The following is a 15383-nucleotide window of genomic DNA, read 5'->3' on the forward strand; positions in this document are numbered from 1 at the left end:
AATTACAAGGCCCCGATCTCTTTTAATACATTATTCATGTTACGTACCGCATCGGCGCTCTTTGCAAAGGTCGCTTTTTCGTCTTCATCAAGCGGAAGCTCGAGGATACGCTCCCAACCGTTTTTACCAAGGACTACAGGAACACCAAGGTTGATGTCTTCCTGGCCATATTCGCCTTCCAAATAAACCGAAGCCGTAAATAGTTTCTTTTGGTCGCGAACGATACTTGCTACCACGGCTGCGCTGGACGCCCCTGGCGCATACCATGCGGAGGTACCAATCAACTTAGTGAGGGTAGCACCACCCACCATGGTATCCGCTACAATCTGTTTCTGTTCTTCGTCCGTCAGGAATTGGGTCACGGGCAAGCTGTTCCAAGTGGCGTGCTTAATCAGCGGAATCATGGTTGTGTCGCCATGGCCACCGATGACAATCGCATTGAGATCGGCAGGGGAGGCCCCAAGCCGCAGACTGAGCTGGTACCTGAATCGGGAGGAGTCCAATGTGCCTCCCATACCGATAATCCGGTTTTTGGGTAATCCAGTGGCTTTCAGCGCCAGATAAGTCATGGTATCCATCGGGTTGGAAACGACGACCAGAATGATATCCGGCGAATGTTTCAATAGGTTTTCGGCAACGTTCCGCACGATGTTGGCGTTGGTGCCGATCAGCTCCTCACGGGTCATTCCCGGTTTACGCGGCAATCCCGAAGTGATCACAGCAACCGTAGAGCCGGCTGTTTGGCTGTAGTCGTTGGTCACACCGATGATTTTGGAGTCAAATCCCAGCAATGCCGCCGTTTGCGACATGTCCTGTGCTTTGCCTTCGGCAAATCCTTCTTTAATGTCCAGTAATACAACTTCTTCAGCGAGTTCACTGCGGACAATGTTATCAGCAGTAGTGGCACCTACGGCACCGGCACCTACAACGGTTATCTTCATAAGTTATTTTTTAGTTGGTTCTCAATCGTGTTTAATGGAACGGTAGCTAAGGTAATTATTATAGTTGAAAATGGAAAGTGAATTGACAATGGAAGTGAATGGAAAGTGGAAAGTGAAGAATTGAAAAATTCAGCATTCAACTAGTTAAAATGGATATCCGATGGCCAGATTGAAGACAAGGTTATTCCGCCGCCAATCACTATTCCGGAAATTGATTTCATCGAATACCCAGCGATCGCCTTTGGCTCGGTACGGGATACGTAAAGGCATTGCCAAATCTGTTCGAAGGATTAAGAAGCTTAGGTCGAACCGAAGGCCTAAGCCTGCGCCCACTGCCATTTCATTGATGAAGTTACTGCTGAATGCCGCTCCTGGTTTTTCGGGGTCTGAACGCTGGAGCCATATATTGCCCGCGTCGATAAATGCGGCCCAGTGGATGATGCTTGCCAGCTTGGCCCGGTACTCGGTGTTCAGTTCAAACTTAATGTCTCCCGTTTGGTCCGCGAAGAAATTGTCTTCTCCATAGAATTCCGGCGTATACGAGCCGGGGCCTAATGCGCGGGCACGAAAGGCCCGCAACCCATTGGGACCACCCATAAAGAATTGCTTTACGTAGGGAAGCTGCGTGGAGTTTCCGTAAGAGTATCCGAAACCGGCCATGGCGCGGGATGCCCAGGTTGCATTTGCCCCGACTTTCATGTAGTGCCTGAAATCGGCCTCCATTTTTACGTATTGCGAAAAATTGGCATTTAAAATTTGGTATTGCCGACCTTTAAGTACATTCGCTCCGCGGATGATGCCATAAAGGTTAGCAGAAAGATCCAGCCCACCCTTAAAATAATAGGTGTGTTTCAGGGTTGCGTTTGTGGTGTTCGTACGGGTATAATTGTATAGGGGGCCAAACGTGAACATCGGCTCGATCGCATGGCGGAGCGGAGGGACCGTATCGAGCATCGCCTGATACGATTCGGTGATATTCCGGGGTTGTACATATGCCACTTCCAGTACTTTCAGGTCGTGATTTTTCTCGATGCTTTCCTGCCACTGATACCCAAAGGAAAAACGCATGGAATTGAGGCTGTAGGCAGTCCGGCGATTGAGGTATTCGTAACCTACCTGGAAGATCGAACGGGGTACATACTTGCGCGTAGGCTGCCAATTGAACGGGGCGATCATACGTGGAAAGGAAAGACTGACCTCAGCCCCGTATCGATAAAAACTGGAATTGAGATTGACGTTGCCGCCGGTTTGTGTTTCAAATCCACCAAACACCGTAAATGTAAGAAGTTCAGCACTTTTGAATGCATTACGATGTTGCCAATTTACATTGATTTCGGAACCATTGTACACCGCCGCTGTTTTGCCCAACAGTTCCGTTCGAAGACCGTGCTTGGGCATGGGAGTAAGGTAGTAATAGGCATCCAGTCGATTGGTTTTGCCCGAATCGACGTCTACAAACTCATTACGCACAAAACTAAAACTCCCCATGCCAACCAACTGTCTGAGAGTGCGTGATTGATCGCCACGGGTATAAAGTTCGCCGGGATAAAAGATAATTGCATTGGCCAGGGCAAACCGCCGGAATGTGTACTCAGGGTCAATGAAGTACAGGTCGTGGTAGCGTTCCGCTTTTGTAGAGTCTGCCCGTTGATATCCGCCTTCTGTGAGCTTATAGTTGGGATAAATATATATGTTATTGATGTAATAGGGTTGTTTGGCCTTTTTTGGGGTTTCTTCTTTGACCCGTACATAGAGGTCTACATGGTGATCCTTGCCCGTACTGTCAACATCCACGATCAGATGGTCTGGACTGAAATAATAATACCCCGCATTCTTGATGGCCCAATCGATGCGCTCGCGTTCGGCTATAATGTTGTCCAAGTTGTACGGACGGCCCGGCTGGAGAAGCGACTCGGGTTCGGTGGCTTTGATGGCTTTTCCCAGTTCGCTGCTGTCCACTTCAAACGTAACCGAATTGATCCGGTAAATAATATTTGGTGTAGCCGTATAGGTCACTGTGGCTTTGCGATTCTTAATTGTGGTGTCTGATTTGACCGCGGCATTGAAGAACCCGATGTTTTCCAGTCGATTACGAAGTACGTTTTCGTTGTATTCCCGGTTGACATCACTGAGTAGCACCGGCGGTTGTCCCACTTTGTTTTTTAACCAATTGCGAAACCCCCGGTCACTTTTGGGTTCTCCCGCAATGTTGTATAGGTAGAGTTGGGGGCGCATTCCTAAAATCGTGGTGTTCGGTTTAGGCCGAAGTAAATCTTCCAGGTTTGTTGTCAACGGCGCGATGTACTGATCGGGTATGGTATCGGTGTCGATTTCCACTTCGCCTTTTACGTAGAGGTTCTCCCCTTCGGGCAAATATTTGATGTTGCTGCAACCGATGAAAAATAGGACAGCTACTATCAGATGACTTAAACGTATAAATGTACTACTCATTTTCATCTTGCTCGTCACGCCAAGCGATGACATCATTATTGTGTGATCGGGTATCCGTTGATCGGTTATTTTTCTGATTTTCCCGCTCATGACGGCGCCGCTCCATCCGCTCTCTGAACTCGGGATCATGCTTTTGCAGGCTATCAAGGATTACCTTTCGTACGCTATCTCGATATACAGAATCCGTCTCGATGCGTTCGGCATCCCACCGCCTTCTGAACCGACGTGAGTCTGTGTTAAATTCTTGTGCTTGGCGGTTGCGACGGTTGAATATTTCCCTGAATTCATCGTAATCCATGTTCATGATAAAGCCGAGGCCCGTTTCTACGAATTGCCCTTGCAGCGTTACTTGATATTGGTTTTTACGGTAAGCACGGACGAGGTAGCGCCCATCTTCCGTCAATTGATAATCTACAGAGATGTCTCCCGCTATGTTGGTAGTCTGCTCACCGGGGCGGGCATTTCCTTCCAATTCAAAATTTGATCCTACCGTTACCTTCATGCGGTCATTGAACAACATTTTGGATACGCCGACGTTCAAATCAGTTCGATTCTGGCCGACCCCGGTAGAATAGTCTTCTTCAGATTGCAGGTTGAAATCGAACTCGACACCCTGTATCAAGTTGCCTGCCAAACGATTAAGCTGACTGCTTAAAAATGAACTCACGGTACTACGAGCGATGGCTTCGGCACCGCCGCCCCCGGAAAGGCTTTCAAATGGATTGGACGCCATAAACCGGCCTAATACGATCAGCGAGAATACCTGTTTGTTCATTTCGGATTCATTCTCACGTAACTGTGTTAATCCGGTATTTACCCGGCTTACCACGTCTTGGGAAGCAACCGCGTTGTTTTCATCCAGATCAATGTCAAACTTTAGCTGAGGTTGAAAGAGCTGCTCCGTAATTTGCAGCTTTACGTCAAACGGAATACGCTGTTTATAGAGGCCGGACTGCTGATTCCCGATTTGCGCTTGGACAAGTTCTAACGTAGGAGCTTTCAGTTTGTAAACAGCGGTGATATCCATACGTGCATCCATCGGATCGCCTGACCAGGTGAGCGTACTTCCTTTTTCAAATTCGAAAAGCCGCTTTACGGGTCCGAAGGAGAACGAATAGTTGCCGGATTCAACGGTGTAAGTGCCTGTGAGCCGAATATCTCCGCTGGGAGTCATTCCCGCGTTCAGCTCGGCCTCGCCTTGAATCTTCAGGGCATCCTGGCTTCCGGGATCGATTACCACCGTAAATGCCGCATCTTTGTCGGTTGCGATGTTGACGGAGAGGTTGATACCGCTCAATTCGGTGTGTGTAAGTGAATCTACTCCAGCGAACACGTTTGTCTGCGTGGTATCACTTCTATCGACAAAACGTACAATGCCCTGCCTATCCACCATCCCTGGGTCGTCATTAGGCAATACGAAGGTCACATCCGTCTTGTCGTCTACCCGCAATGTGCCGTTTACCGACGGGCTTTCCATGTCGCCTGTTATATTGAGGTTGGTAGATATGAACAGGAGGCCGTAATACATGTCGTTATCCTGCTGAGTGGAATTCAGTACCTGGAAATCATCCGTTCTTAGTGTCAGTCCGAATGCATAATCCGTATATGTTTTCGTATTAATTGTGCCGTTCAATACGGCCGTATTGCCTTTACTATCTTTGAGCTGGAACCGGTTAAAACGCAGTCCGTTGTTATTGAAATTAATGCTTTGTCCGTCTACGTTAAAAGTCGCATTCAGCATGGCTACGTTGAGACTCGCCTTGTCAAAATTGAGCGCACCGTTGATGCGGGGCTGATCCGTTGTGCCCGTGATATCGAGTTTCCCATTAATGGCTCCGGAAGTATTGCGCAGGTACCCCAAACTGAATGCCTCCAATGTATGCATAGAAAGGGGGTTCACATTCAATACAAAGTCTAGTTGAGCCGTGCCGCCGGGCGGACTGATGAAATCGCCGGTGAGCCTAACATCATTTCCATTTCCTGTGATACTGATGTCTGCGGCGAATACATTCTCACGCTCGTTGTTTACCTTAAGGTTAATGTCGCCCACCGTGTCTGCACCGAAGTAAAACTGATCGATCGTGATGTCTGATACAAAAACCGGCGAGGTTTCCAGCCGGGATACGGTGGCGGTCCCGTTGATGCCGCCGCCCATATCAAGCAGATCACTTTCGAGCATTTTGCTGAAGGTTTCGATCCTGAAATTCTTGAAAACCAGATCAAGTGGAGCGTTCAGTGTTGAGTCTTTAGATTGCAGCGTCATTTCCTGTCCGCTGTTGCTCAGGATAAACTGGTGCACACGGAGACCATCGTTTCCAAAGGTAATCGCATTTTCAGGATTTACCTGCCATTGATCGTAGTTAAGCATCAGACCATCTTCCCTCAGATTGAAGAGGAAATTGCCGGCATCTACTTTAAGCCCCATCCCCAAATGGTAGCGTTCTTTGTCTGCATTGTCTTTGATCCACAGGCCGAAATCCAGCTGGTTGTGCTGCACGCTTCCGCTGAACAATGTATTAATAAGCTCAATGTTTCCAACGCCAATCCGGTTGATTAATGTATTATAATACAACGTACTGTCATACGTGTTGATGTCAAATCCGACATGATCGACGGTCGTACCCGCATACACGATATGTGGTGCAACAGCTTTAACGAGAAGCAACTTATCCGTACTGTTAAACGACCCATCCAGTGTCACATCATCCATTTCGGTTAGATCAGGAACCAGCCCCCGTATGAATCGGGAACGGGTAAACTGCGCACTGAAATCAAACCGCTGAGGAGAATATTCGTACACGGGTGCAATGGAATCCGGTTGATAATAAACGGCGATGATGTCTTGTATGGAGGTGCTCAGCTCGCTCAATTTATAGTTGCCAACCATATGGGCATTCAAAAATTCGGATTGCAGCTGCAATAGATTTGAGCTATCTTGTGAAACGGCTTGCAATCTGACGGTGTCCAACGTATAGCGTTCGTCGTTGTAAGCAATGGAAGAATTGACGACATCTATCGTTCCATTTAGGTAGTCTATATCCGCAGTTTCCAAATCTGCAATCAATCGGCCATGGTAGCGGAATTCGTCGTTCATCAACTTGAGGTTTTTAAGGTTGATGCTGTCTACCATCATGTTCACACGCACTTTCGGATATTGGCCGCGCATATCTGCATGTGCATCCAGGTTAAAATCTAGATTCGGATCGTCACTTATCACGGTTGCCGTGATGTCTCCGCTTTTTGCCGTTGCATTGATACCTACATCCGTGTATTCATATCCCATCGCCTCCAAACTGATCAGTTTTCCCTGAATATCCGCGATGGCCGTAGCCGGATCCAACCCCGAACCTTTTGCGTGAGCTGCAAATGAGATTTTACCGATTACCGAATCCATTTTCAGCAATTTTCCGATATCAATATCTTGAATACTTATCTGCGCATTGTAGGTGGTGTCGCCCGTTTGTCCATTAGCCTGATAGTCGGCATCGACGCTGGCGCTGCCCATTGTCGTACGGAGCTCCATATCGGTTTGAAAGCTATTCAGTCCACCATTAAAGGTTCCGGCAAGCTGAATGTCCTGAGGGAAATTGATGCTGTCCGGTAGCATGCTTTTAGCAATCAAGCGATCCAAATCACTTTTTCCCGTTGTCAGTTCGCGTAAGTTGAGATCGATGGTAAATTTATCGACATCCGGCAAGCCTTTGATGTGCGCTTCGGCCGCGATGCGTGTGTTGTCGAGTGCGGTTATTTCCAAATTTGGGATTTGGAGGTCATCCAATCGCCCGCTGATTTCCGTATTGACATGAAAGGTGTGCGCCCAGAGGGGTTTCATCACCTCCATGGTATCCAGGTCGGGCACGAAATACAGTACATCTTCCATACCCAAATGGCTCTCTCTGATATCGGCGGTCAGTTCGATTTTATCCAGCTGTTCCGTAATGGTTTCCAGGGAGGGATAACGGACTTTTAGGTAATCACGGATGAGTGTGTGTGGCGTTTCGGCGTAAAGATCGCCCAATTCCACCCCCTGATTTGTATAAACGAAATCCGTTTCGAGTTGGTTCAGTACGAATCCGCTGTGATCTTCGGCTTTCAAGCCCGATACCTGCCCCCGGATGGTGTCGGCCGAATAATATAGATCGGTTAGCTCGCCCTCAAAGCCGGTGATTCCAATGTTGCCGTAGTCGAAGCCTTTGGCTATTCGTGGCTGGTTGGCATCTTCAAAAGCAAAATTCGTATTAGCAATCCGGATTGAACGGGCATTTACCCGCCAATTGACGGGTTCACCAGCGGATGAGTCCGTAGATGAAGTAGCAGGAGTGGTTATTTGTCCGAAGAAAATGCGCGAATCTGACCCATCCAAGTCGATTTCACGAATGTCTACTACTTCTTTATTAAGATCGAGCTTGTTTAGCCGTGCCAATAGTTTGCCTATCTTGAACCGGGTGTCCATGGCACTGGCTTCGTCCACGTAAGCGAAGTCGATCTCAGCGAGGTTAAATGTTTCAAAGTCCAAATCGGGTAGCAGAGAGGATTCGGTTGTGTCGGGAATACCAAAATCGCCCGCATCAGGCGCTTCTTCGGAAGCAGCAACCGCCCATTGTCTCACCGAGCCCTGTAGTCCGTTTATGTTAATGCGGGGTATGCCGAAGTGCATATTTTCTTCCAGGTCAAATGTTTCAATACGTGTATCCAGGTGATTGAGATTGACTTCTGCGGCCATGCCAATCACTTCGTCGCGGTAAATGAAACGGATGCGGTCGAGGTTTACTTTGTCGATGTTAAATTTCATCGGGGCGGAGCTATCCGGTGATGCGGGTTCATCCTGCTCGCTGACAAATGCCCGGATGATGTAATCGAAATTGAATGAACTGTCGGGCAGCGTCCGGTTTATTTTGGCGGTGATACCCTGCAAATCGATTTGACTGATTTCGACCGTGTTTTTCAGCAGTTTCAGCATGCTGATGTCCACCCTCAATTTTTCACCCGCGAGTAGCGTGTCACGGGATTGATCTTCGAAATACACACCTTCAAGAACCAGCATTTTAGGGAGATCGAGGCTTACATGTGCAATCCGGACGGGGGTTTTGATTTTATTTTCAAGGTAGGAAGTAACTTTTTGAACTACATAGTTCTGTACGGTGGGAATGCGGATGAGTATAAAAACCAGCAATATCAGCCCAATGATGCCCCCGATAATCCAGAGGAGTGTTTTAATTGCTATCCTACCTATCCTGTTCAATGTCTACTAAATAACTTAAGCTTTCCCTTCTACGATAAACATAGTGCTCTTAAAAAGGTTTAGCGAAGATGCCTAAAACTTTCGATTTAGAAAAACGCAAAAATTAAACCGAATTTCTTAAATTGGCTTTTTAAAATGAAACAACCGATTCCGCTCCATAAAGGACATGTTCCCTTTGCCCGGTTTTTGATGGCGCTCGTTGCGGGAATAGCAGTAAGTTACGTGTATGTGCCAAACAGGTCTTTATATCTTATTGTATGCGGCGTGCTGATCAGCTCCGTGATTACTTTTGCTTCGCTGATTTTACTGACGCGGTTACGGCGACAACGGTATTATGGAGCAATGGGCTTTCTAGTGTTTGCAGCTTTGTTTGCCACGGGTGCTGTATTGACTTGGCAAACTCATCCGGAAATCGATCAACAGCATTTTAGTCATGGAAGATACCGTGCTTTAATCGGTAGTATTGCGGATGAGCCGGTGGTTCGCAGCGGTTATATCCGGTTTCCACTGGAAATCAGCCAGGCATATGGAGCAGACACCCTTACCGATGTGAGGGGTAAACTGATGCTAACGGTAACCATGCACGACAGTTTGTCGCAGTCGTTCAATTATGGGGATGAACTCGTGATACCGGCTACGTATGACGATGTGCCTCCTCCGTACAATCCCAGTGAGATGGATTACCAACGTTACCTGGCGAACAAGAACTGTTGGCATCGGGCTTATCTGTCATCAAATGAAGTGCAGCGGATCGGAACGGGGAAAGGTAGTTGGTTGATGGCGTATGCGCTCATGTTACGGAGGCAGCTCGTTGGTAAGTTTGAACAATATCTGCTTGATAAAGATGCCCTCTCGGTAGCGTCTACCCTGATTTTGGGATACCGTGCAGATTTGAGTGACGAATTGCTCCAAGCATTTTCGAATACCGGAACCATTCATGTATTAAGCGTATCGGGAATGCACGTGGTGATTGTATTCTGGATGTTCTCAAGACTATTGGGATGGATGAACCACGGCCGAAAACTACGAGTGGGTAAATTTACTATTTTGGTGACTGCTGTGTGGAGTTACGCAGCGCTTACGGGGTTTTCGCCATCGGTATTGCGTGCCGCAACTATGATCACCTTTGTGATAGCCGCTTCAACGTTTAGCCAGCAAAACAGAATCTACAACAGTATTTCCGCGTCGGCATTTTTTCTGTTGTTATACAACCCTAAATTTATCGTGGACATCGGTTTTCAGTTGTCTTATCTCGCTGTATTGGGGATTGTTTTCCTGATGCCTATATGGAAAGCAGCCTTCCAGACAGACTACCGGTTGATCAAACCTATCAGCGATTACGTAGGGATGTCTGTATCGGCTCAAACGAGTGCAGGACCGTTGGCCGCCTATTATTTCCACCAATTTCCGCTGTATTTCTTGCTTGCCAATCTGTTTATCGTATTGCCAGCAAGCGGCATCATGTATATCGGGTTTATTTTGCTGATCCTGCCATCAGGTATCGTTGCTTCTGTGGCAGGTGAAATACTTGAAAGGCTGATTTTGATAGTGAAATCCGGATTGCACTATATTGAGCAATTGCCCGGGGCAACTATTCGAGGGATTTGTTTGACCGGGTGGGATTGCCTATTGATTTACATGTGCTTATTTGCGGGAGCGATGGCGGCGGTAAATCGTAGTAAGCAGTGGTTTTACGCGGCTTTTATGTTTGTATGTATGTTGGTTGTTTTTTCTTTTATAGCAAATTTTCAGAAACTTAACCGTCACGAGGCTATCATTTTCAATGTCCGGCAAAAGCTATCCATCGGTTTAATGGACGGCGGAGAAGCATGGGTATACAGTGACCTAGGTTCTTTGGATGACCGAACGATGCGCTATGCGGTATTACCGGAATTGGAGGCTTATACATCGGCAGATAAGATCCACTTCGTGCCGAGCGACAGCAGCTATCGCAGCGATCGTATATATATAAAAGACCAGATACTACAATTCGGTAATCTGCGACTTATGGTATATGATGGCGAAAAAACTTACGGAGGAAAGTTCGAAACAGATATCTTGCTGATCAGAAACAATCCGTCGATTTCGTTGACTGAATTGGTTAAGAATATTCGTTGCAAACAATTGGTGGTTGACGGATCCAATTACAGTTCGACCATTAACCGACTATTATCCGAGGCCAAAATAGCGGCTATCCCCATCTATGTACTGAAGGATAATTTTGCATATCGTTATCGAATAACAGATTGATCCAATTGGTGTCTCCGTATTGGTTTTAAGCTGGTTAATGGTGGTGTCGAAACGGATGGTGTCACCGCCAATGGTTTATAGCTAGGGAATAAAAATGACTAACAGATAATTTTGTATGTTTGGTCGTTGGAATCCCTTTATGCGATGAATAGTGTAGATGTACTCCGAAAATACTGGAAACATGAGTCGTTCCGGCCATTGCAGGAAGAAGTCATCCAGTCGGTGCTGACTGGAAGGGACACCCTCGCGCTGATGCCTACCGGCGGGGGCAAGTCGGTATGCTTCCAGGTGCCTGCATTGATGATGGATGGGATATGTATTGTCGTGACGCCACTCATCGCACTGATGAAAGATCAGGTGGAAACTCTTAAATCGAAAGGTATTGAAGCAGTGGCCATTTTTTCGGGTATGAGGAAACGTGAGGTCGATATTGCGCTGGATAATTGCATCTATGGGCCGGTGAAATTTCTGTATCTCTCGCCGGAGCGACTCAGCAGCGACATTGTTCGCGAACGGATCCGTTACATGAATGTTAACCTCTTTGCGATAGACGAGGCACACTGTATTTCGCAATGGGGGTACGATTTCAGGCCTTCCTACCTCGATGTGGCGGTATTACGGTCTCTGCATCCCAACATCCCGTTTTTGGCACTCACAGCTACCGCGACGGCAAAGGTTGTGGATGACATTCAGCAGAAACTTACTTTCCGGGAATACCATGTGCTGAAAAAAAGTTTCTTTCGGGAAAATTTGGCTTATATGGCGTTTGACGAAGAGCATAAAACACGTCGTATGCTACGTATCATCCGTAAATTGGGCGGAAGTGGCATTATCTATGTCCGTAACCGCCGTGAAACGCAGGAAGTGACCCGGATCTTGTTGAACGAAGGAATTTCTGCAGACTTTTACCATGCGGGTTTGGAAACACCAGATCGCGCGCGTAGACAAGAAGGATGGAAAAGCAATGACATCCGGGTGATGGTAGCGACCAACGCTTTTGGTATGGGCATCGATAAGCCCGACGTCCGCTTCGTCATACATCTGGACTTACCCGAATCACTTGAAGCCTATTACCAGGAAGCAGGCCGGGCTGGCCGCGATGGCAAGAAGGCTTATGCGGTATTACTCCATCATCAGAGCGATCGCAATGAACTGCTAAAAAAGTACCAATTAAGCTTCCCCTCAATTGACTACATCAGGCAGGTATATCAGCAGTTAGCGAACTATTACCAATTGGCGTACGGCGCTGGGGAGGGGCTTACGCTTGATTTTGATGTGGCCGACTTTTGTAGTCGGTATAAGCTAGATGCCTTGATAACACTCAGCGCGTTAAAGTTTCTGGAACGCGATGGATGGATCAACGTAAGCGAAGCTGTGTATCTACCTTCACGGATCAAATTTGAGATCGATCAACCGGATTTATACAAGTTTCAAGTAGAAAATGCTACCTACGATGGATTAATCAAAGTTATTCTTCGAAGTCATGGCGGTGCGTTTGACCATTTCGTTCCCATCCGAGAAACGGAGTTGGCAAGGCGGGTAGGTAAGCCGTTGACGGCGATTGTTGAAATGATTGACTACCTTAAAAAAAGTGAGATACTCAGTTATCTCCCCCAAACAGACAGTCCGCAATTGCAATTTTTACGGCCCCGAATGGATAACAAGCGCCTACATATTGACAGTCAATACATTCGTGAACGGAAAGAAGTAAAGCAGCAACAGATGGACGCGGTTTTTCACTATTTAGATGACCTGAAATGCCGCAGTAAATTTCTGCTGGCTTATTTCGGTGAAAATAAACCTCAACGCTGCGGAATTTGTGATCGTTGCCTGAAAGCCGTGAAGACAGAAGGCTTGGAAGATAGATTAATGGGCGAGCTAACCGAAATCTTGGCCGAGGGGCCCGCAACAATCGACAAACTTATCACTCGTATGGTGTCAGGTGATGAAGAGGCCCGTTTAGCGTTTACTCGCAAGTGCTTGGAAGAGGGGAAATTGAAAGTAAATGGGGATAAATATTATTTAAGCTGATTTACTAAATAACTTGTTGGTCGAGGTTAGATTACCTTCTATTTGAGGATAGAATTTTGTTGAATGTGACGTCGTTGTAACGTAAAAAAAACAACTGGAGCCGGAAGTTGGTTTGTTTTTTAAATCGGAATTCGCGAATGCAAAGCATTTTGCCTAAGTTTGTGGCCGCTCAGTGGCCATAGCGCCATCAAACCCTTAACATTGTTATACAGTAAACCATGTCTGAAAACGCCAAAATTCATTACACGAAAACAGATGAGGCCCCCTTGTTGGCCACGTATTCATTTTTGCCTATTGTCAAGGCTTTTACTGCTCCGGCTGGCATATCGGTCGTGGAAAAAGATATTTCATTGGCGGGGCGAATCCTGGCCAATTTTCCCGAATATTTGGCAGACGGCCAAAAGACAGGAGATGCCTTGGCGGAGCTCGGTCAATTGGCTACGACACCTGAAGCTAATATCATCAAACTTCCGAATATTTCCGCTTCTATACCGCAGTTAAAGTCGGCTATCGCCGAGCTGCAGGCTAAGGGTTACCCAGTGCCGAATTATCCCGAGGAGCCCAAAACCGAAGAAGAGAAGGCGATCAAAGCGCAATATGCGAAAGTGCTGGGGTCTGCAGTTAATCCGGTGTTGAGAGAAGGAAACTCAGACCGAAGGGCCCCGCGTGCCGTAAAGAACTATGCCAAGCAGCATCCGCATTCCATGGGCACTTGGTCCGCGGATTCTAAGACACAAGTGGCCTCGATGTCGGACGGTGATTTTTACGGTAGTGAACAGTCGGTTACGATACCACGCGAAACTACGTTCGCCATTGAGTTTGTCGGTGAAGATGGTGCCGTGACACTCTTAAAGGCCCCCGCTAAATTGTTGGCCGGGGAAGTGATCGATTCGTCGCGCATGAATATCGGCGCATTGAAAAACTTTGTGGCCAAGGAGATTGAAGCAGCTAAGAAGGCCGAGGTATTGCTGTCTGCTCACTTAAAAGCGACCATGATGAAGGTATCGGATCCGATTGTATTCGGTGCCATTGTAGAGGTATATTTTAGCGATGTGTTTGTGAAGTACGCAGATCTGTTTGATGAGCTAGGTGTGGATACCCGAAATGGTCTGGGTGATGTCTATGCGAAAATTGCAGGTCATGCGCAAGAAGAAGAAGTGAAAGCAGCGTTGGCTGAAGCGATCGAAAACGGTCCAGACTTGGCGATGGTCAATTCGGATAAGGGCATCACGAACCTGCATGTGCCGTCGGATGTGATCGTAGATGCATCGATGCCGGCGATGATCCGTAATTCGGGCAAGATGTGGAATAAAAAGGGGGAATTACAGGATACCATTGCGCTTATTCCAGACCGCTCATATGCCGGCGTATATGTGGCTACGATTGACGATTGCAAAGCGCATGGCGCATTCGATCCGTCAACCATGGGATCGGTATCCAATGTGGGGCTCATGGCCCAGAAGGCCGAAGAGTACGGTTCACATGACAAGACATTCCAAGCCACGGCCAAGGGTACCATCCGGGTGGTGGATGCCGAGGGCAATGTGCTGATGGCACAACAGGTGGAAACCGGTGATATTTTCCGGATGTGTCAAACGAAGGACGCACCGATCCGTGACTGGGTTAAGCTCGCGGTAAACCGTGCGCGGTTATCCAATACACCGGCTGTATTCTGGCTGGATGAAAACCGTGCACACGATCGCCAAATTATTGAGAAGGTGAATACCTATTTGAAAGAACACGATCTGAATGGACTGGATATTCGTATTCTGAACCCAATAGAGGCTACAAAATTCTCATTGGAACGTATTCGTAGGGGGGAAGACACCATTTCTGTAACGGGCAATGTGCTTCGGGATTACTTGACCGATTTATTTCCGATTCTGGAATTGGGTACTTCTGCCAAGATGTTGTCAATCGTTCCCCTGATGAATGGTGGTGGTTTGTTTGAAACCGGGGCCGGTGGCTCTGCCCCCAAACATGTCGAGCAGTTTCTTCAGGAAGGGTATCTACGTTGGGATTCATTGGGAGAGTTTCTTGCGCTGGCTGTATCGTTGGAACACGTAGGGCAAACCCAGAACAATGCGAAAGCTTTGGTCGTAGCGGAGGCGCTGGATAATGCTACGGAGCGATTTTTGGAAAATGATAAATCGCCAGCGCGAAAGGTGGGGCAATTGGATAACAGGGGATCGCATTTTTACCTGGCATTGTACTGGGCTGAGGCCTTGGCTTCACAAGAGAAAGATACAGACCTAAAAGCTCAGTTTGCTCCGATTGCCGAAAAATTAAAAGCGAATGAAAGCAAAATCAACGAAGAGTTGATCGGTGCACAGGGTAAACCGCAGGATATCGGCGGGTATTATTTTCCCGACAGTAAATTGGCTGCCGAGGCTATGCGGCCAAGTGCAACACTTAATGCGATTATTGGATAGTTTATGCTTGGGGGGTGAAATACCCCCCAGCATTTT

General features: G+C 47.4%; 6 protein-coding genes. 3 read left to right on the forward strand and 3 right to left on the reverse strand.

Features of this window, described 5'->3' with window-relative positions; translation table 11 throughout:
• Positions 1-2 precede the first annotated feature (2 nt).
• The 3 genes from BMZ56_RS20250 to BMZ56_RS20260 form a co-directional block, all read right to left on the reverse strand.
• Positions 3-941: a malate dehydrogenase gene (locus BMZ56_RS20250; RefSeq protein WP_090630024.1), complete on the reverse strand. Its 939-nt coding sequence runs from the start codon at positions 939-941 to the stop codon at positions 3-5.
• A gap of 144 nt (positions 942-1085) precedes the next feature.
• A complete protein-coding gene (tamL, locus tag BMZ56_RS20255; RefSeq protein ID WP_245893338.1) occupies positions 1086-3392 on the reverse strand; it encodes a translocation and assembly module lipoprotein TamL in 2307 nt (768 codons plus the stop codon).
• Positions 3385-8634 (reverse strand): translocation/assembly module TamB domain-containing protein, encoded by a 5250-nt coding sequence (locus BMZ56_RS20260; protein ID WP_090630029.1) that lies wholly within the window; start codon positions 8632-8634, stop codon positions 3385-3387. Before BMZ56_RS20260 ends, tamL begins: the two co-directional genes overlap by 8 nt.
• Positions 8635-8769: 135 nt before the next feature.
• On the opposite strand from BMZ56_RS20260, the gene BMZ56_RS20265 reads away from it, so the two are divergent.
• The 3 genes from BMZ56_RS20265 to BMZ56_RS20275 all read left to right on the forward strand — a co-directional run bounded on the left by BMZ56_RS20265 (position 8770) and on the right by BMZ56_RS20275 (position 15347).
• On the forward strand, positions 8770-10884 hold the full coding sequence (locus BMZ56_RS20265; protein WP_090630032.1) for a ComEC/Rec2 family competence protein: 2115 nt from the start codon (positions 8770-8772) through the stop codon (positions 10882-10884).
• A 144-nt stretch (positions 10885-11028) separates the two neighbouring features.
• On the forward strand, positions 11029-12915 hold the full coding sequence (locus BMZ56_RS20270; RefSeq protein ID WP_090630034.1) for a RecQ family ATP-dependent DNA helicase: 1887 nt from the start codon (positions 11029-11031) through the stop codon (positions 12913-12915).
• Positions 12916-13133: 218 nt separating this feature from the next.
• Entirely contained in the window at positions 13134-15347 is a 2214-nt protein-coding gene (locus BMZ56_RS20275; protein WP_090630036.1) for an NADP-dependent isocitrate dehydrogenase, read from the forward strand.
• Positions 15348-15383: the final 36 nt, after the last annotated feature.

The sequence above is a fragment of the Parapedobacter indicus genome, from assembly GCF_900113765.1.
GTDB classification, from domain to species: Bacteria; Bacteroidota; Bacteroidia; order Sphingobacteriales; family Sphingobacteriaceae; genus Parapedobacter; species Parapedobacter indicus.

Coding starts and splice junctions, on each gene's coding strand:
- BMZ56_RS20250 (WP_090630024.1), bottom strand. CDS start 941: ATGAAGATAACCGTTGTAGGTGCCGGTGCCGTAGGTGCCACTACTGCT.
- tamL (WP_245893338.1), bottom strand. CDS start 3,392: ATGAGTAGTACATTTATACGTTTAAGTCATCTGATAGTAGCTGTCCTA.
- BMZ56_RS20265 (WP_090630032.1), top strand. CDS start 8,770: ATGAAACAACCGATTCCGCTCCATAAAGGACATGTTCCCTTTGCCCGG.
- BMZ56_RS20270 (WP_090630034.1), top strand. CDS start 11,029: ATGAATAGTGTAGATGTACTCCGAAAATACTGGAAACATGAGTCGTTC.
- BMZ56_RS20275 (WP_090630036.1), top strand. CDS start 13,134: ATGTCTGAAAACGCCAAAATTCATTACACGAAAACAGATGAGGCCCCC.